At 70.3% G+C, this 17,169-nt stretch carries 20 protein-coding genes; 14 read left to right on the top strand and 6 right to left on the bottom strand.

The features are described from left to right. Nucleotides 1-51 precede the first annotated feature (51 nt). Nucleotides 52-1,200 (top strand): hypothetical protein, encoded by a 1,149-nt coding sequence (locus IEZ27_RS36285; protein WP_229824662.1) that lies wholly within the window; start codon nucleotides 52-54, stop codon nucleotides 1,198-1,200. Here IEZ27_RS36285 and IEZ27_RS36280 read toward each other — a convergent pair. The 3 genes from IEZ27_RS36280 to mca are packed head-to-tail and all read right to left on the bottom strand — an operon-like array spanning nucleotide 1,186 to nucleotide 2,560. Further along, nucleotides 1,186-1,479, bottom strand: coding sequence for a GNAT family N-acetyltransferase (locus tag IEZ27_RS36280; RefSeq protein WP_125636674.1), 294 nt, complete (start codon nucleotides 1,477-1,479; stop codon nucleotides 1,186-1,188). The two genes, IEZ27_RS36285 and IEZ27_RS36280, sit on opposite strands and share 15 nt — an antisense overlap. Next, nucleotides 1,480-1,641: a hypothetical protein gene (locus IEZ27_RS36275; protein ID WP_189651400.1), complete on the bottom strand. Its 162-nt coding sequence runs from the start codon at nucleotides 1,639-1,641 to the stop codon at nucleotides 1,480-1,482. Between the two features lie 34 nt (nucleotides 1,642-1,675). Further along, nucleotides 1,676-2,560, bottom strand: a complete 885-nt coding sequence (gene mca, locus IEZ27_RS36270) for a mycothiol conjugate amidase Mca (RefSeq protein WP_125636675.1) — start codon at nucleotides 2,558-2,560, stop codon at nucleotides 1,676-1,678. 147 nt (nucleotides 2,561-2,707) lie between these two features. Here mca and IEZ27_RS36265 point away from each other — a divergent pair, with 147 nt between their 5' ends. The 13 genes from IEZ27_RS36265 to IEZ27_RS36205 all read left to right on the top strand — a co-directional run bounded on the left by IEZ27_RS36265 (nucleotide 2,708) and on the right by IEZ27_RS36205 (nucleotide 14,539). Continuing rightward, a complete protein-coding gene (locus IEZ27_RS36265) occupies nucleotides 2,708-3,127 on the top strand; it encodes a DUF4307 domain-containing protein (RefSeq protein WP_189651399.1) in 420 nt (139 codons plus the stop codon). A gap of 108 nt (nucleotides 3,128-3,235) precedes the next feature. Continuing rightward, nucleotides 3,236-3,736, top strand: a complete 501-nt coding sequence (gene greA / locus IEZ27_RS36260) for a transcription elongation factor GreA (RefSeq protein ID WP_125636677.1) — start codon at nucleotides 3,236-3,238, stop codon at nucleotides 3,734-3,736. An 86-nt stretch (nucleotides 3,737-3,822) separates the two neighbouring features. Then, nucleotides 3,823-4,986: a C40 family peptidase gene (locus IEZ27_RS36255; protein WP_229824661.1), complete on the top strand. Its 1,164-nt coding sequence runs from the start codon at nucleotides 3,823-3,825 to the stop codon at nucleotides 4,984-4,986. Nucleotides 4,987-5,054: 68 nt separating this feature from the next. Then, a complete protein-coding gene (locus tag IEZ27_RS36250) occupies nucleotides 5,055-5,576 on the top strand; it encodes a hypothetical protein (protein ID WP_189651398.1) in 522 nt (173 codons plus the stop codon). A gap of 250 nt (nucleotides 5,577-5,826) precedes the next feature. After that, nucleotides 5,827-7,620 carry a phosphoenolpyruvate carboxykinase (GTP) gene (locus IEZ27_RS36245; protein ID WP_189651397.1) on the top strand — a complete coding sequence of 598 codons (1,794 nt, stop codon included), beginning with the start codon at nucleotides 5,827-5,829 and terminating at the stop codon, nucleotides 7,618-7,620. Nucleotides 7,621-7,750: 130 nt separating this feature from the next. Next, nucleotides 7,751-8,674, top strand: a complete 924-nt coding sequence (locus tag IEZ27_RS36240) for a TIGR04222 domain-containing membrane protein (protein WP_189651396.1) — start codon at nucleotides 7,751-7,753, stop codon at nucleotides 8,672-8,674. Nucleotide 8,675: 1 nt separating this feature from the next. Continuing rightward, nucleotides 8,676-9,506: a DUF692 domain-containing protein gene (locus tag IEZ27_RS36235; protein WP_189651395.1), complete on the top strand. Its 831-nt coding sequence runs from the start codon at nucleotides 8,676-8,678 to the stop codon at nucleotides 9,504-9,506. Then, the gene (locus tag IEZ27_RS36230) at nucleotides 9,499-9,852 is read left to right on the top strand and encodes a hypothetical protein (protein ID WP_189651394.1); all 354 of its coding nucleotides are present in this window, start codon (nucleotides 9,499-9,501) and stop codon (nucleotides 9,850-9,852) included. Before IEZ27_RS36235 ends, IEZ27_RS36230 begins: the two co-directional genes overlap by 8 nt. 35 nt (nucleotides 9,853-9,887) lie before the next feature. Continuing rightward, nucleotides 9,888-10,766: a DUF7064 domain-containing protein gene (locus tag IEZ27_RS36225; RefSeq protein ID WP_189651393.1), complete on the top strand. Its 879-nt coding sequence runs from the start codon at nucleotides 9,888-9,890 to the stop codon at nucleotides 10,764-10,766. Between the two features lie 27 nt (nucleotides 10,767-10,793). Further along, the gene (locus IEZ27_RS36220; RefSeq protein ID WP_189651392.1) at nucleotides 10,794-11,621 is read left to right on the top strand and encodes an amidohydrolase family protein; all 828 of its coding nucleotides are present in this window, start codon (nucleotides 10,794-10,796) and stop codon (nucleotides 11,619-11,621) included. Between the two features lie 25 nt (nucleotides 11,622-11,646). Next, nucleotides 11,647-12,195, top strand: a complete 549-nt coding sequence (locus IEZ27_RS36215; RefSeq protein ID WP_125636685.1) for a hypothetical protein — start codon at nucleotides 11,647-11,649, stop codon at nucleotides 12,193-12,195. Nucleotides 12,196-12,250: 55 nt separating this feature from the next. Further along, a complete protein-coding gene (locus tag IEZ27_RS36210) occupies nucleotides 12,251-13,012 on the top strand; it encodes an isoprenyl transferase (RefSeq protein ID WP_189651391.1) in 762 nt (253 codons plus the stop codon). Between the two features lie 258 nt (nucleotides 13,013-13,270). Continuing rightward, nucleotides 13,271-14,539 (top strand): PhoH family protein, encoded by a 1,269-nt coding sequence (locus IEZ27_RS36205; RefSeq protein ID WP_125636873.1) that lies wholly within the window; start codon nucleotides 13,271-13,273, stop codon nucleotides 14,537-14,539. Between the two features lie 12 nt (nucleotides 14,540-14,551). On the opposite strand, the gene IEZ27_RS36200 is transcribed toward IEZ27_RS36205, so the two are convergent. The 3 genes from IEZ27_RS36200 to IEZ27_RS36190 are packed head-to-tail and all read right to left on the bottom strand — an operon-like array spanning nucleotide 14,552 to nucleotide 17,144. After that, nucleotides 14,552-15,061 carry a hypothetical protein gene (locus tag IEZ27_RS36200; protein WP_189651390.1) on the bottom strand — a complete coding sequence of 170 codons (510 nt, stop codon included), beginning with the start codon at nucleotides 15,059-15,061 and terminating at the stop codon, nucleotides 14,552-14,554. Further along, on the bottom strand, nucleotides 15,058-16,473 hold the full coding sequence (locus IEZ27_RS36195; protein WP_189651389.1) for a sensor histidine kinase: 1,416 nt from the start codon (nucleotides 16,471-16,473) through the stop codon (nucleotides 15,058-15,060). Before IEZ27_RS36195 ends, IEZ27_RS36200 begins: the two co-directional genes overlap by 4 nt. Next, nucleotides 16,470-17,144, bottom strand: a complete 675-nt coding sequence (locus tag IEZ27_RS36190) for a response regulator transcription factor (protein WP_125636689.1) — start codon at nucleotides 17,142-17,144, stop codon at nucleotides 16,470-16,472. The genes IEZ27_RS36195 and IEZ27_RS36190 overlap by 4 nt, the downstream gene beginning before the upstream one ends. Nucleotides 17,145-17,169: the final 25 nt, after the last annotated feature.

The following is a 17,169-nucleotide window of genomic DNA, read 5'->3' as shown; positions in this document are numbered from 1 at the left end:
GGGCCGCCCCCATGGCTGACTCCGGCGGGGGGTACGGCGTAGGTTACGGGCGTGGACATCGACTACGTCTGCGCCCACGCGGGCCGCCCGGCGACCGCCGTCACGCGCAGGGACGTGGCACGCGCGCTGCTCGCCGTGCCCTCGGGCGTGGCGCTGGTGGCGCTGCCCGACCTGCGCCGGGCCATGATGTCGGCGGGCAACCCGCTCTCCCCGCCGTTCTGGGACTCCGCCAAGGCCACGCTGGGCTCCATCGAGGCGGGCCTGGCCACCGTCGGCGACGTGCAACGCTGGGTCGAGTCCACCGGCACCGAGCCGATCCTCATGACGCCCAGCTACTTCGTCTGGCCCGAGGAGGACGAGCGCGGTCCCGTCGCGGCCGAGATGTTCGACCACATGGTGGCCTTCCTGGAGGAGCGCGTCAGGGCGGGCGAGATCGACCCCGACGCGCTGGCGCGGGGCGACCACGCCGCCCGCCGGGCGTACGAGGAGCTTCAGGAGCACTGGCTGGCCACGCCGCTGCCCGACGGCCGGGTGCCCGGCTTCGCGGTCAGCGACGAGCAGGACGAGGAGTTGTTCGCCGCGCTCGACGAGGAGGAGGCGTTCGCGCTGTCGGAGTTGCGGCGCATCGTCGGCGAGCTGCCCAAGGCGCCCGATCTGCCCGTGGTCGAGCTGGAACTGGCCGCCGCGCGCCTGCGCGGGCTGCTGGACCTGCCCGGTTACCCCGCGAACGTGTTGCGGGCCTGCGCCGGGTTCGACGAGCGGCCGGTGCCCGACGACGACATGGAGTTGTGGTTGACGGTGGCGGCGGGCGTGGCAGGGCCGGTCTCCGACCTGTCGGAGGAGGGTGACGCGCCGGAGGAGTTCGCCGACCTGGAGAGGGAGCTGAGCCACGAGGACACCGCCCTGGCCAACCTCTGTGCCATCCAGCACGCCGACTGGCTGGCCGCGGTGGCGGCGCTGGCCCGGCTGGGGCCCGGGGTGCTGGCCTCGCCCGAACGTGTCGCCAGGCTCATCGCCGAGTCGGACGACATCGACACCGACGAGCAGGACGACGACCTCGACGCCACCGAGGGCCTGTTCGCCTCGGTGGTGAGCCTGTGGTCCTACCTGGGCATCGTGGACGCCGGAGAGGTGCTCACCGCGCTGGGCTGGTGGGGCCTGCCCAAGGCGCTGGAGCGGGCCTGGTCACCCCGCGGCTGAGGAGTCGGTGAACTCCCTGAACTCGGGGTGACGCTCGATGTAGCGGGCCACGTAGGGGCACAGCGGCACGATGCGCAGCCCGGTGTCGATGCTCGCGCGCAACGCGAACTCGACCAGCCTGCCGGCCAGCCCCTGCCCCTCGTAGGCGGGCAGCACCTCGGTGTGGGTGAAGACGATCTTGGTGGGCAGCAGGCGGTAGTCGGCGAACCCGGCGACCTTGCCGTCGACGAGCACCTCGAAGCGGCATTCCGTCGAGTTGTCGACCACTTCGATCGGCATCTATCTGGCCTTCTTGTCCACGTCGCCCTCGTGCGGAACCTGGATCTTCGAGATCTGCTTGTTCATCGATTTGATCAGGATGTACAAGGCCAGCCCGATGAGGGCGACGACGGTGAAGCCGAGCAGACCCGGACTGATGTCACCGGCTACGAGAACTGTCACACCTTCAGTCTGCCACCCGGATGGGATGGTCCGGTCAGTGGCAGGCGGGTGAGACGTCCTCGGCGTGGATGCCGGCGAACAGGTCGTCCTCGGGCGCCTCGGTGTCGACCAGCGAGCGAGCCAGGTGGTAGTCCTCCGTCGGCCAGATCTCCTGCTGCAGCTCGCGCGGGCAGACGAACCAGAAGCCGTCGGGGTCGACCTGGGTGGCGTGCGCGAGCAGCGCCTCGTCGCGGATCTGGAAGTACTCGCCGCACGGCACCCGCGTCGTCACCGGCCACTTGGCGGGCCGGTCCTCCCACCGCGCGATCCAGTCGGAGTACGGGGAGCCGAGCCCGCGCTCGGTCATGGCCTCGTGCAGCGCCTCGAAGCGCTCCTTGGTGAAGCCCATCTGGTAGTAGAGCTTCAGCGGCTGCCAGGGGTCGCCGGCGCCCGGGTAGCGGTCGGGGTCGCCAGCCGCCTCGAACGCCTCGACCGAGACCCTGTTGGTCATGATGTGGTCGGGGTGCGGGTAGCCGCCGTCGTCGTCGTACGTGATGATCACGTGCGGACGGAACTCGCGCACGGCGGCCACCAGCGGGGCCGAGGCGTCCTCAAGCTTCTGCAGGGCGAAGCAGCCCTCGGGCAGCTCCTCCTCCTCGCTCTCCGGCAGGCCGGAGTCGACAAAGCCCATGAAACGCTGCTGGACCCCGAGGATCTCGCGGGCCCGCTCCATCTCGGCCTTGCGCACCTCGCCGATGTTCGCCACGACCTCGGGCCGGTCCATCTTCGGGTTGAGCACCGAACCGCGCTCACCGCCCGTGAGGGTACAGACCAGAACTTCCACGCCTTCGCGTACGTAACGCGCCATCGTGGCGGCGCCCTTGCTCGACTCGTCGTCGGGGTGGGCATGGACTGCCATCAACCTCAGGGGTGCACTCACGGGCGCGTTCTCCTCACAGGGTCTCCTCGGTGGAGGACCGGTCACTCGTCCAGAGAGGTTAGTTTCTGCTGGGCGGTCGCGAGGGCACGCCCCCCGCGGGCGACAATTGTCTCGGATAACGCTCAGGGAGTGCAGGGAGATTCCGCCATGGTCACCGAAGATGTCGGGAACGGACCCGTTCTCGGCACACCCGACGACTTCCCCGACCGTCCGAAGAGAGGCGGCCGGCTGGTCGTGCATGTCGTGATCGGCGTGCTGGTGGCCATCGTCGCAGGTGGATGGGGCTACGTGATGTGGTCGATGACCTCGGGCGGCTCGGAGGCCCCGTCGCAGGTCGTCGCGTTCAACGTCGACGCGCCCGGACGCGCGGAGATCACGTTCGAGGTGTACAAGCCCGACGATAGAGTGGCCGTCTGCCGGATCAGGGCACTGGACGTCTACCACGCGGAAGTCGGTAGCAAGGAAGTAAGAATCCCGGCTGGTGAGGGTAGTAAGCAGCTCAAGGAGAGCCTGGACACCAGTGGTCAGGCCACTTCCGTCCACATCCAGTACTGCAATCTCGTATAGTGAGACATTTGGGGAAGCGTCCGGTCGGCTGAGTTGTTAGCCTTTCGCAATTCAACCATCCGCATCCTCAACTGATCTCAGGGCCCCCTAGGCAAGCAAGGAGAACCCGTGGCCGACTCTCGCGATGAGAACGTCACATGGCTGACGCAGGAGGCGTACGACCGCCTGAAGGCGGAGTACGAATATCTCTCTGGCCCCGGGCGCGTCGACATCGCCAAGAAGATCGAAGCCGCCCGTGAAGAGGGCGACCTGAAGGAGAACGGCGGCTACCACGCAGCCAAGGACGAGCAGGGCAAGATGGAGGCCCGGATCTTCCACCTCCGCCAGATCATCGACAACGCCAAGGTTGGCGAGGCCCCCAAGGCCGAGGGCGTGGTCGGCCCCGGCATGACCGTGACGATCCGGTTCGTCGGCGACGACGACGAGGTCACCTTCCTGCTCGCCTCCCGCGAGGAGAGCGGAGCTCCGATCGACGTCTACTCGCCCAAGTCGCCGCTCGGCTCGGCGATCAACGGCAAGAAGATCGGTGAGAAGGCGACGTACTCGATGCCCAACGGCCGCCAGAACACCGTCGAGATCCTTGAGGCTGTGCCGTACATCGGCAACTGACCCCCGCAGATCCTGACCGCCGGGCCCACGTCGGCCCGGCGGCGTTTTCGCGTTCGCCCGGAATCGCGCAGGATCTCGGCTTCCTGGTGAAGACGCGGAAGCGGCGAGACTTATCCAGGCTCATCCCGTTCATCGTGGTGACGCTCGTGGCCGTGCTGACCACCGACGTGCTGGTGCTGGTCCAGACGGGGGAGCAGGCGCCGCCGGCCGACGTGGTGCGGGCGCGGCCGGTGCCGGAGCAGACGCTCCTGGCGCAGGCCCGTACCGCTCAGCCGGTGTCGCCGCTCGGCAAGCTGCACAAACCCAACCTCTTCGTGCTCACGCGCAAGCCGTTCACGGAGGAGTTGCTGCGGAAGGTCGCCAAGCTGCGCGGTGTACGGGCGCTTGAGCTGGCCGACGCGGCCTCGATCTCGCTCGACGGCAAACGGGTGCAGACGCTCGCGGTCAACCCGTCCACCTTCCGGTCCTACACCCCCAAGGTGACCGCCTCCTCCGACGCCCTGTGGCAGAACGTGGCCTCCGGTGACGTGGCGGTCTCGTTCGTGCTGGGCAACGACGGCGGGCTCGCGCTGCACAGCCGTGTGAGCGGCCCGGCCGGGCCGCTGCGCATCGGCGCGTACGCGACCACCGGGTTCGGCGCGGTCGACGCGGTCGTGTCCAAGGAGACCGGGCGCAGGCTGCGCCTCCCGCGCGACAACGCGCTCATCGTCAGCGCCCCGAGCACCAACTCCGACGCGCTGCGCAGGGCCATCCTCGCCGCGATGCCCAAGGGCACGCAGGTGGCCACCGTCAACCCCGTCCAGCCGCGCGCCCAGACCGCCAACCCCCAGAAGTGGCCATCCGGGTCGTTCATGACCGTGGAGCAGCTCACGGCGGCGCTGAAGGCCGCGGTGTCCAAGCTGGGCCGCCCGTACGTGTGGGGGGCCGAGGGGCCCGACACGTTCGACTGCTCGGGGCTGGTGCAGTGGGCGTACGCGCAGGCGGGCGTACGGATGCCGCGGGTGACGCACCAGCAGTGGGTGGCCGGGCCGCAGGTGCCGCTGGCCCAGGCGCAGCCCGGTGATCTGATCTTCTGGCGCAACGACCCGACGAATCCGGCCTACATCTCGCATGTGGCGATCTACTGGGGCGACGGCAAGGTGTTGCAGGCACCCCGTACCGGTGACGTCGTCAAGATCTCCCCGCTGAACACCCGGAACCTGGCCGGCGTCGTCCGGGTCAGCCCGGTCGTGGCCGCCCGCGTCCGCTGAGGCAACCCCTGAGCAGAATCCGCGGTTCGGCTCGTGCATTTCGCGCGCAACTGTGTAATCGTGATTACATGTCAACAGATGAAGTGACCGCGCAGGTCCGCGGCTGGTTCACCGGCCGGCTCCCCGAGGGCTGGTTCGTCGAGACCCCCGAGATCGTCCGGGACCGCGAGGAGATCGCGGTGCTCGGCACGCTGCCCGACCCGCCCGCCGACACCCCCGAGGCCGAGCGCGCCGCCCTGATCGAGGGGCTGGCCCGCAGGTTCAGGGAGGAGACGCGGGAGCGGCGCATCGAGATCGCGCGCGAGGCCGAGCGCCGCTTCCGCCAGAAGGTCTCCTGGGGCGTGCGGTGCGGGGGTGAGACTGTGATGTTCACCACACTGTCCGTGCCCGTGATGACGCGACTGCGCCAGTCGGAGCGTCAGGTGCTCGACACGCTCGTGGCCGCGGGGGTGGCGAGGAGTCGCAGCGACGCGCTCGCCTGGTGCGTACGCCTGGTCGGCAAGAACACCGACACCTGGCTGGCCGAGCTGCGCGACGCGCTCCAGCATGTGGACAGGGTGCGCAGCGCGGGCCCCGACGTCAATTCATGAGAAGACCGGGCGGAAACGGCTCCGGGAATTGGACTAAACCACTTCGGTAATTGGTTTAGACCACGGGAATTGGCCTGGACCACTGGCCGGAAATCCTTCTTTTAAATCCCGGAGACTTGGGTAGGCTCCCCGGATCGTCAGGGCCGCTGCCTGCGGCGACGGTCGCGCCAATAGGTCTATGCCAATTGGCTTTCATGCGCCTTCGTCGTCAATGATGTTTGGGCCCTGAGAGAGTGGAGGAGTCACAGTCGTGTCCGTTTCCGTGGAAGTGCCCGCGCCGACGAGCAATCGCGAATTGGTTGCGTGGGTGAACGAGATCGCAGCCCTGACCCAGCCCGACCGGATCGAGTGGTGCGACGGTTCGGAGGAGGAGTGGACGCGCCTGACCAACCTCCTCGTGGAGCAGGGCACGCTCACCCGGCTCGCCGCCCGCCCCAACAGCTTCTACGCCAAGTCCGATCCCAGCGACGTGGCCCGGGTGGAGGACCGTACCTACATCTGCTCCGAGCGCGAGGAGGACGCGGGGCCCACCAACAACTGGATCGCTCCAGCGCGGATGCGCGAGACGTTCGGCGAGCTGTTCCAGGGCTGCATGCGCGGGCGCACGATGTACGTCGTCCCGTTCTGCATGGGCCCGCTCGGCGGGGAGATCTCGCAGCTCGGCGTCGAGATCACCGACTCCGCGTACGTCGCCGTGTCCATGCGGATCATGACCCGAATGGGCGACCGGGCCCTGCGCCTGATCGAGCAGCGGGGCGACTTCGTCAAGGCGGTCCACTCCGTCGGCGCGCCGCTGGAGCCGGGCCGTCCGGACGTGGCCTGGCCGTGCAGCTCGACCAAGTACATCAGCCACTTCCCGGAGACCCGCGAGATCTGGTCCTACGGCTCCGGCTACGGCGGCAACGCCCTGCTCGGCAAGAAGTGCTACGCGCTGCGCATCGCCAGCGTCATGGCCCGCGACGAGGGCTGGCTGGCCGAGCACATGCTCATCCTCAAGCTCACGCCGCCCGCCGGCGAGACCCGCTACGTGGCGGCCGCCTTCCCGAGCGCGTGCGGCAAGACGAACCTCGCCATGCTCCAGCCCACGATCCCGGGCTGGAAGGTCGAGACGATCGGCGACGACATCGCCTGGATGCGCTTCGGCGACGACGGCCGCCTGTACGCCATCAACCCCGAGGCCGGCTTCTTCGGCGTCGCGCCCGGCACCGGCGAGGTGACCAACGCCAACGCGATCAGGACCCTCTGGGGCAACAGCATCTTCACCAACGTCGCCCTGACCGACGACGGGGACGTGTGGTGGGAGGGGCTCACCGAGGAGCCCCCGGCGCACCTGACCGACTGGAAGGGCCGCTCCTGGACGCCCGACAGCGACGAGCCCGCCGCCCACCCGAACGCCCGCTTCACCACTCCCGCCTCCCAGTGCCCGACCATCGCACCGGAATGGCAGGACCCCAAGGGCGTGCCCATCTCGGCGATTCTCTTCGGTGGCCGCCGCGCCACCGCCGTGCCTCTGGTCACGGAGTCGCTGAGCTGGGAGCACGGCGTCTTTCTCGGAGCCAACGTCGCCTCCGAGAAGACCGCCGCGGCCGAGGGCAAGGTGGGCGAGCTGCGCTACGACCCGTTCGCCATGTTGCCGTTCTGCGGTTACAACATGGGCGACTACTTCGGGCACTGGCTCAAGGTCGGCCGGGTCAAGGGCGCCAAGCTGCCGCGCATCTACTACGTCAACTGGTTCAGGAAGAACGACGAGGGCGCGTTCATCTGGCCCGGCTTCGGCGAGAACAGCCGCGTGCTCAAGTGGATCGTCGACCGCCTCAACGGCGAGGCCAAGGCGATCCCCACGGCGATCGGCCTGCTGCCGGCCGAGCTCGACACCAAGGGCCTCGACCTGTCCGCCGAGGACCTGCGCACGCTGCTGTCGGTCGACCGCGACGTGTGGCGCGAGGAGGCGGCGCTGATCCCGGCCCACTTCGAGAAGTTCGGCGACCACCTGCCGAAGGAGTTGTGGGACGAGTACGACGCCCTGCTCGACCGGCTCGGCTGAGCGGGCGCCCGCGGTGCGGCGGTGCTGGCCGCCGCACCGCGCACGGGCGTCCTGAGCGCCCGGAACCTTTATGCCCGTCTTATACGTCTTCCCGGTACGCGGCCCGTCGGGCCGTACGAGGGGAGGGCGTATGGATCTGTTCCTTCTCATCCTCGCGGTGGCGCTGGCCGTGACGGCAACCGTCACGGTTCTCGCGGTCCGGCGCGAGCACATCGCCATCCGGGGCGCGGCCACCGAACCCAGGCCGCACGATCTCGGCCCCTACGAGCTGGCCTTCCTGGCGGGCGGCGCGCGTCGCGCCGCCGAGACCGCCGTCGGGCTGCTGGCCGCGTCAGGGGCCGTACGCGTGTCCCGCGACGGACGGGTGCACCAGGTGGCCGGCGCGCAGAGCACCGGCGAGCCGGTCGAGGACGCCGTCCTGGCCGAGGTCGAGCGCTCCCCCGGAGACTGGGCCAGCACGATCAGGCATCGCGTGAGCCAGGGCGAGACCCTGGACGAGCTCAGGCACCGGCTGGGCAGGATCGGCGCGATCCACCCCACCGGCTCCTTCATCCAGGTCGACCGGCTGATCGTCCGGTTACGGGTGCTGGCGGTGCTGGCCCTCGCCGGGGCGGTCGTGGAGGCGCTGTCGGTGGCCGCCGAGGGCACGTCCCCGCTTCCCCTGGCCGCGCTCGGCGTCCTGGCCGGGACGGTCGTGGGCGCGCCGACCGCCATCGCCGGACACCGGCGCTCGTTCCCGACCGACCTGACCGCTGCCGGACAGGCCGCGCTCGACCGGGCCAAGCTGGACCACCCGCCGGGCACGTCCGGAGGCCCGGTGGCCGTCGCGCTGTACGGCCTCGGCGAGCTGAACGATGCCAACCTGACCCTGGCGATCAACGGTTCCCCCGACCTGACGCTGCTGCGCGGGCGGCGGCGCAGCGGACCGGGCGGCCACGTCCAGTCGGAGAGCGCGGGCGGGCACGGCGGTGGTTGCGGCGCGCCGGGATGCGGCGGCGGGAGCGGTTGCGGAGGCGGCGGCTGCGGGGGCGGCTGCGGCGGCGGGGGGAGCTGACATGCCGGACCTGGGTGTGGGCATCGGCTGGCGGCCGGAGCTCGACCTGACGATCGAGCGGATGGCGGGTGTCGGGTTCGTCGAGGTGGTCGCCGAGAACATCGACCCCGGCGACCTGCCCGAGTCGCTGCGCGTGCTGCGCGCCAGGGGCGTGCCGGTGATCCCGCACGGCGTCTCGCTCGGCGTCGGCGGCGCCGAGCCGCCGGACCCGGCCCGGCTGGCCCACCTCGCGGCCTGCGCGCGGGCTCTGGGCTCGCCGCTGGTCAGCGAGCACCTGGCGTTCGTCCGCGGGGGCGGCATGGAGGCGGGGCACCTGCTTCCCGTCCCGCGTACGCGGGAGTCGCTGGAGATCGTCGTGGAGAACGTGCGGCTGGCCCAGGAGGCGCTGCCCGTGCCGCTGGCCCTGGAGAACGTGGCCGCGATCTTCGGCTGGCCGGACGACGAGCTGACCGAGGCCCGCTTCCTGGCCGAGGTCGTGGAGCGTACGGGGGCCGGCCTGTTGGTGGACGTGGCCAATCTCCACACCAACCAGGTCAACCTGGGGCTGTCGGCCATGGAGGCGCTGGACACGCTCCCGCTGGAGCATCTGGCGTACGTGCACGTGGCCGGCGGGCACGAGCACCACGGGATCTGGCACGACACGCACGCCGCGGCCGTGCCGCCGCCCGTTCTCGGCCTGCTGGCCGAGTTGTGCGCCCGGACCACGCCGCCCGGGGTGCTGCTGGAGTGGGACGACGACTATCCGAGCGACGCCGTCCTGACCGAGGAGCTGGCGCGGGTCCGGGCCGCGATGTCCCCGTCCGGGCAGGCCGTGGGCGGGCGTGATGAGTGAGGACGCGCGGGCGCGGCTGGCACGGGCCCAGGGCCGGGTCGTCGCGAGCCTGGTGGCCGGGGCGCCCCCGCCCGAGGGCTTCGACGCGGGACGGCTCGGCGTGCAGGCGGCCGCCCTGGTGGCCAAGCGGCGCGGTGTGGTGGCCAGGCTGCGCCCGGACGCCGCCCGTGCCGCGGGGCCCGCCCTGGCCGCGGAGTTCGCCGCGTACGCGGCGGCCCGTACCGTTCCGCCGCCCGGTTACCGGGCCGACGCCGACGACTTCGCCGCCTGGCTGGGCGCCCGCGGTCTCATGCCGGCCGGGAAACCGCGTCGGTGGACCCGCCTGTTCCGCCGGGATCGCGGCTAAGCTGCTCGTAGCAAGCGCTTGGGAGGCGGTACGGCGTGCGGATCGTCAACATGGGCGAGTGGCCCCTCTCCGAGGAGGACGAGCAGCTCCACGAGCCGGGCGACGACCCGCTGTGGAACGAGTCGTACTACCTCGACTTCGTCACCGACGACGGCGAGCTGGGCGGATACGTCCGCATCGGGCTCTATCCCAACTGGAAGCGCACCTGGTTCTGGGCCCGGCTGGTCAGGCGGGACGGCGGCCTGGTGGAGATCACCGACCACGAGGCCCCGCCGACCGGCCTGACACTGTCGGGCGACGCCTACGAGGCCGACCTGACCACGAGCGACCCCCTCCGGACCGTACGGCTGCGCCTGGCCGCCCCCGGGCTGTCGCTCGACCTCGAATGGCACACCCGCGGCGGCGTGTACGGCTACCAGCTCACCCCCCGCTACGAGGTCCCCTGCGAGGTGACAGGGACCGTCGACGGCCGCCCCTTCCAAGGCCACGGCGAGCGCGACCACAGCTGGGGCGTCAGGGACTGGTGGACGATCTCCTGGACGTGGAGCAGCGGCCGCCTCTCCGACGGCACCCACCTGCACGGCACGCAGGTCAACCTGGGTATGCCGCTGCCGTGGCCGGCGTTCACGGTGCCGCCGGGCGGCGAGATCGAGCACGCCGGCGGGTTCACGGCCGGCACCCGGTTCGACGGCGACCGCCCTGCCGAGACGCTGCTGAGCTTCCCCGGGCGCGCGGTGACCGTGCGGCCGGTCGCGTTCGCCCCGGTCACGCTGGTGTCGCCCGAAGGGGCGGTGGCCACGTTCCCGAGGGCGATGTGCGCGCTGGAGTCCGACGACGGCGCCACCGGTTTCGGGTGGACGGAGTGGCACCAGCCGCCGGGCTGGCGCGAGCACGGTTGGCACCCCTTGCTCTGAAATATCCAGACATCCTAGGTTTGGTGGGTGATTGTCGACGCGCATCAGCACTTCTGGGACCTCGAAACCGGCGACTACCCCTGGCTCACCCCCGACGCGGGCGTGCTCTACCGGACCTACCGGCCCGAGGACCTGCGACCCGAGCTGGAACGGGCCGGAGTGGACCGTACGGTGCTGGTGCAGGCCGCCGACTCCTACGCCGAGACCGACGCCCTGCTGGCCCTGGCGGACGCCCACGACTTCGTCGGCGCGGTGGTCGGCTGGGTCCCGCTGCCACGCCCGGACGAGACCGCCGAGGCGATCGCCCGGTACGCCAGACATCCGAAGTTTCGCGGCGTCCGCCACCTGATCCACGACGAGCCCGACCCCGACTGGCTGGTCCGGGACGAGGTGCTGGAGTCGCTGGGCCTGCTCGCGTCCGCCGGGCTGACGTTCGACGTGGTCTCGCTCCTGCCCCGGCACCTCGACCACGTGGTCACGCTGGCCGAGCGGCACCCGTCCCTGAAGATCGTCATCGACCACCTCTCCAAGCCGCGCATCAAGGACCGTCAGTGGGAGCCGTGGGCCGCCCAATTGGCCCGCGCGGCCCGCTGCCCCAACGTGTACGCCAAGGTCTCCGGCCTGGTCACCGAGGCCGACCACCGCGACTGGACGGTGGAGGACCTGCGGCCGTACGTCGAGCACGCGGTCGAGCGGTTCGGCCCGGACCGCCTGATGGCCGGCAGCGACTGGCCGGTGGCCCTGCTCGCGGCCGACTACCGCACGGTCTGGGAGGTCACCGGCGCGCTGCTGGCCGGAACCGACAGGGACCGCGTCCTCGGCGGCACGGCCGAGGGTTTCTACGGGTTTAGCTGAGTTAGGGCCGGAAACGGGGAAGGGCGTGGGGGGACTACGCTGTGTCGATGGGTCATACCTGACCGTCACGCCTGTCGCGTGCACGGACACCGTCGGCACGCCGTACGAGATCACCCTTGAGCTTCATCGCGACGGCACGCCGTACGGGAGCGTGGGGGAGCGGTGCGGCTGGCTGCTCGCGCGCCTGGCGCGCGGCGTCGACGAGGCCCGGCAGGGAAGGGGGGCGGCCAGGCGGTGGGTCGATCCCGACGACCGTTTCCCCGACGAGGAGCCGGAGAGCGAGTTGTTCTCCTTCCGCTACCGCACCCGCTCGGGTCTGGTGGGCGGCGGCGAGCTGCGCTGCCAGTTGCGCACCATCCCCATCTGGCAGCCCGCGCCCGGCCAGTGGCGGCTGACCCGCAGGGCCTACGTGGAGGCGTGGGGGTCCGGCGGGGTGGGCATGCGGGCCGTCCTGACGTCGGCGGAGTTGTCCGAGTTCGTCCGCGAGCTGGTTCATGAGGCCGAGGGTTGTCTGGGCGGAAGAGATCTCGCCAGGAATCCCATTGGGGGAGCAGGCACGGGCGAAACGCGGTGATAATTGCCTGTTGGGTCATTCGACCAAAGGCACAGCACCGCTGGGGAGGCACTCCGTGGGCCTGCGCGACCTGGTCTACCGGCTGTACGAGCACCGGCTGGAGACCAAGCTGTCCAAGGACGGCGTTCCCCGGCATGTCGGGGTCATCATTGACGGCAACCGCCGCTGGGCGCGCGCCATGGGCATGCGCGACGTGGCCACCGGCCACCGCAAGGGCGCGGACAAGATATCCGAGCTGCTCGGCTGGTGCCGCGAGACGGGCGTCGAGGTCGTCACCGTATGGATGTTGTCCAACGACAACCTCAACCGGCCCAGGGAAGAGCTGGAGCCGCTGCTGGGCATCATCGAGGACGTGGTCCAGGAGCTCGTGGCCGAGGGCTGGCGGATCAGCCCGGTGGGCGCGCTCGACCTCCTCCCGGCCCGAACGGCCAATGTCCTAAAAAACGCAAAAGAAGCGTCATCACACCGTCCGGGCCTGATTGTGAACGTTGCAGTTGGGTATGGAGGAAGACGTGAGATTGCCGATGCGGTGCGCTCACTCCTCCAGGAGCATGCGAGTAAGGGCGCCAGCATCGAGGACCTCGTCGAGGTGCTCGATGTCGAACACATCGCGGAGCATCTCTACACTCGCGGCCAACCCGACCCGGACCTCCTCATCCGTACGTCGGGCGAGCAACGTCTGTCCGGATTCATGTTGTGGCAGAGCGCTCACTCAGAGTTCTACTTCCACGAGGCTTACTGGCCGGACTTCCGCAGGGTCGATTTCCTGCGGGCGCTGCGCGATTACGCTGCGAGACACCGACGTTACGGTTCTTGATGCGACATTCGGGTATCCAAGACGTAACGTTGGAAGTGTCCGGCCACAGGCCGGGCATCCCGGAGAGGGCCCGCCTTTGCATCGACATCTGCCAAGGGGGGCCGGAGTCCGGCTCCGCCGGCAGGTAGCGGTCGGGGACGCGGGTCCGGTCCGGTTCCCACCTCGTCTGCAGGGTGCCCGCACCTATGGGCACCCGGGGGAGAACGTGTGGCAGTGTCCTCGAGCAACCCTACTCACCAGTCGGCCAAGCGCACGTATGTGCTGGACACCTCAGTTCTGCTGGCCGACCCGGCGGCATTGACGCGCTTCGCCGAGCACGACGTCGTCCTTCCCATCGTGGTCATCACGGAGCTGGAAGGCAAACGACACCATCCCGAGCTCGGCTACTTCGCGAGGAAGGCCCTGCGCTACCTCGACGACCTGCGGGTTCAGCACGGCAGGCTCGACGAGCCGATGCCGACGGGGGATGGCACGATCAGGGTTGAGCTCAACCACAGCGATCCGTCCATCCTGCCCGTCGGGTTCCGCCTGGGCGACAACGACACGCGCATCCTGACGGTCGCGCGCTCGCTCGCGGCCGAGGGCTGTGACGTCGTCCTCGTCTCCAAAGACCTGCCCATGCGGGTCAAGGCGGCCTCGATCGGCCTGGCGGCCGAGGAGTACCGCGCCGAGCTGGTGGTCGAGTCCGGCTGGACCGGGATGGCCGAGCTGCAGGTGACGGCCGAGGACGTCGAGACGCTCTTCGACAAGGGCACTGCGGACCTGGAGGAGGGAAGGGAACTCCCGGCGCACACCGGCCTGCGGTTGTTGTCGGCGAAGGGGTCCGCGCTCGGCAGGGTCGCGCCGGACAAGTCCGTACGGCTGGTCCGCGGCGACCGCGAGGTCTTCGGCCTGCACGGCCGCTCGGCCGAGCAGCGCATCGCGCTGGACCTGCTCATGGACCCCGAGATCGGCATCGTGTCGCTGGGCGGCCGGGCCGGCACCGGCAAGTCCGCGCTGGCGCTCTGCGCGGGCCTGGAGGCCGTCCTGGAGCGCCGCCAGCACCGCAAGGTCGTCGTCTTCCGCCCCCTGTACGCCGTCGGCGGCCAGGAGCTCGGCTACCTGCCGGGCACCGAGGGCGAGAAGATGGGCCCGTGGGCGCAGGCGGTCTACGACACGCTCGGCGCGATCACCTCGCCCGAGGTGATCGAGGAGGTGCTCGACCGGGGCATGCTGGAGGTGCTCCCGCTGACGCACATCCGCGGCCGGTCGCTGCACGACGCGTTCGTGATCGTGGACGAGGCCCAGTCGCTGGAGCGCGGGGTGCTGCTCACGGTGCTGAGCCGGATCGGGGCCAACTCCCGGGTGGTGCTCACGCACGACGTCGCCCAGCGTGACAACCTGCGGGTCGGCCGGCACGACGGCGTGGTGGCCGTGGTGGAGAAGCTGAAGGGCCACCCGCTCTTCGCGCACGTCACGCTCACCAGGTCCGAGCGTTCCCCGATCGCCGCCCTGGTGACGGAGATGCTGGAGGACATCACGATGTGAGCCGCGGCGGGCCTACTTGAGCTCGGGGCAGGTGTACGGCCGTCCCTCCGCCTTGGAGGGGCGGCCGTCGTTCTCCCGGACGATCTTGACCTGCTCGAACGCGGAGTCCTGCTGCGCGGTGCAGACGATCTGGGCCTTGCCGAGCCTGCTCAGCGGCCGGTCGCCCTTGAAGTAGACGGTCAGCGTGGACGTGCGCGGGAGTTGCTTCTCGTCGCGCTGCACGGGGTCGAGCGAGTCCTTCATGCCGACGTACTCCAGGCCGCGCAGCTCGGTGGTGCGGTCGCCGAGCGGCTCGTCGGAGGCGGCGAACAGGGCGCCGAGCAGGCTGCCCACGGTGTCGGTCTCGACGTCGGCGGGTTCGAGCGTGAGCTCCTTGTTCCTGATCAGGTAGATGGTCTTCGAGGGCGGCGGCAGCTTGATGGTGGGGGCGGCCCCCTTGGTCTGGACGTCGGTCGTCGAGATGCCGCAGGCCGCCGCGGCCAGCAGCGCCGCGGCGGCGCAGAGGAGCCGTGGCGCTCTCATTGGTGCGGCAGCCAGACCGTGAACAGGGTGCCGGGTTGCTGGGCGCGTACGGAGATCGTGCCGCCGTGCAGGTGCACGTTGGCCCGCGCGATGGCCAGGCCGAGGCCGCTGCCCTGACTGCGGGCCCGGCCCGCGCCGGCCTTGAAGAACCGGTCGAAGACGTGGGGCAGCGCCTCGGTGGGGATGCCCTTGCCGTGGTCCCGCACCTTCACCTCCAGGCCGTTCTCGGTGCCTCTGGCAGTGACCTCCACCGGCGGCAGGCCGTGCTTGAGCGCGTTGCCGACCAGGTTGGCCACAATGACGTCGAACCTCCTCGGATCGAGGTTGACGGTCAAGCCCTGCGAGGCGGTCACGTCCACCTTGTCGCTCCAGCCGCGCACCTCCAGGCAGTCGAGGATGGCGTCGGCCACGTTCACGGGCTCCACGTTGAGCGTGGCGGTGCCCGCGTCGAACCTGCTGACCTCGATCAGGTGCTCGACCAGCTCGCGCAGGCGCCCGATCTCCCGCAACACCAGCCGTACGGCCTCCGCGGGCGCGTCGGGCAGCCGGTTGGCCTCCTCCGAGAGCATGTCGGCCACGGCGGTCATGGCGGTGAGCGGCGTGCGCAGCTCGTGCGAGACGTCGGCCACGAACCGGCGCGACATCGCCTCCAGCGAGCGCAGCTCGGACACGCTGAGCTCCAGCGCCGCCGCCGCGTCGTTGAACCTGGAGGTCAGCTCGGCCAGCTCGTCCCCGCCGTGCACCGGCAGACGGGTGTCCAGGCGGCCCTGGCCGAGCGCCTGCGCCGCGGCGCTGAGCCGCCGTACGGGCAGCAGCACCTGCCGGGCCGACAGCAGCGCCACGACCAGCGCGATCAGGACGATGACCGTGCCGCCCTGGGTGAGCGTGCTGCGCAGCGTGGCGAGCTGGCTCTCCTCGTCGTGCAGCGGGAAGAACACGAACGCGCGCAGGCCGGTGGCCTCGGGGCCGGTGCCGGGCTCGTACCGGTGGACCTCGGCGCCGACGACGAGCCACAGCTCGTTGCCGATCACCTTCCGCTGGGTGACGACGTTCTGCTTGGCCCGGCCGTACAGCTCGTTGGGGACGTCCTTCATGGTCATCGGGCCGTCGGCGGACAGCAGGTTGCCGTACTCGACCAGGACGCTGCGTCCGGGGCTGGACAGCGTGCGGACGACCTGGTCCAGCTCCTTCATGGACGGCGCGGCCTCGCCCGGCCTGAGCTTGCCGACGGGGAAGGTGATCCGGCCGAGCTCCCGGGTCACCAGGTCGAGCGAGGTCGTCTCGGCGCGGGTGACGAGCGCGGTCTTGGCCAGCTCGAAGCCGATGGTGGCGACCAGCACCGACGCGGTGACCGCGACGAGGGTGAACGTGATGACCAGGCGCGCCCGCAACCCGGTGGGCAGCGGGATCACGGAGGGCTGAAGCGGTAGCCGAAGCCGCGCACGGTGTGGATGAAGACGGGCTCGGCCGGCCTCGGCTCGATCTTGGCGCGTACGCGCTGGACGCAGGCGTCGACCAGCCGCGAGTCCGCGACGTGCGTGTGGTCCCAGACGACCCGCAGCAGGTAGCGGCGGTTGAGCACCTGGCCGGGATGCCGGACCAGCTCCAGCAGCAGCCGCAGCTCGGTCGGCGTCAGGTGGATCTCCTTGCTGGCCAGCGTCACCTTGAGCGCCCCCCGGTCGATCACGAGATCGCCGAAGGTGATGCGGTCGGAGGTGGCGGACTCGGCCCTGCGCAGGATGGCCCGGATGCGCGCGTCGAGCACCCTGGGCTCGACCGGCTTGACCACGTAGTCGTCCGCGCCCGCCTCCAGGCCGACCACGACGTCGAGGTCGTCACCGCGGGCGGTGAGCAGGATGACCGGGAGCTGGTCGAGCTTGCGGATGCGGCGGCAGACCTCGACGCCGTCGATACCGGGGAGCATGACGTCGAGGATCGCGATCTCGGGGCGGCGCGCCCGGATGTGGTCCAGAGCCTCCTCGCCCGTCGCATAGGACGTGACGGAGTGTCCCTGCCGCGTCAACGCCAGCTCCAAGGCTGTGCGCACGGAGGGGTCGTCTTCTACAAGAAGGATGCCGGCCACGCGCACATTATTATTCCATGTCCCG

Source organism: Nonomuraea spiralis (genome assembly GCF_014648435.1).
GTDB classification, from domain to species: Bacteria; Actinomycetota; Actinomycetes; order Streptosporangiales; family Streptosporangiaceae; genus Nonomuraea; species Nonomuraea spiralis.
Note: the sequence above shows the minus strand (reverse complement) of the source record. Positions and strands in the feature narration are given on the sequence as shown.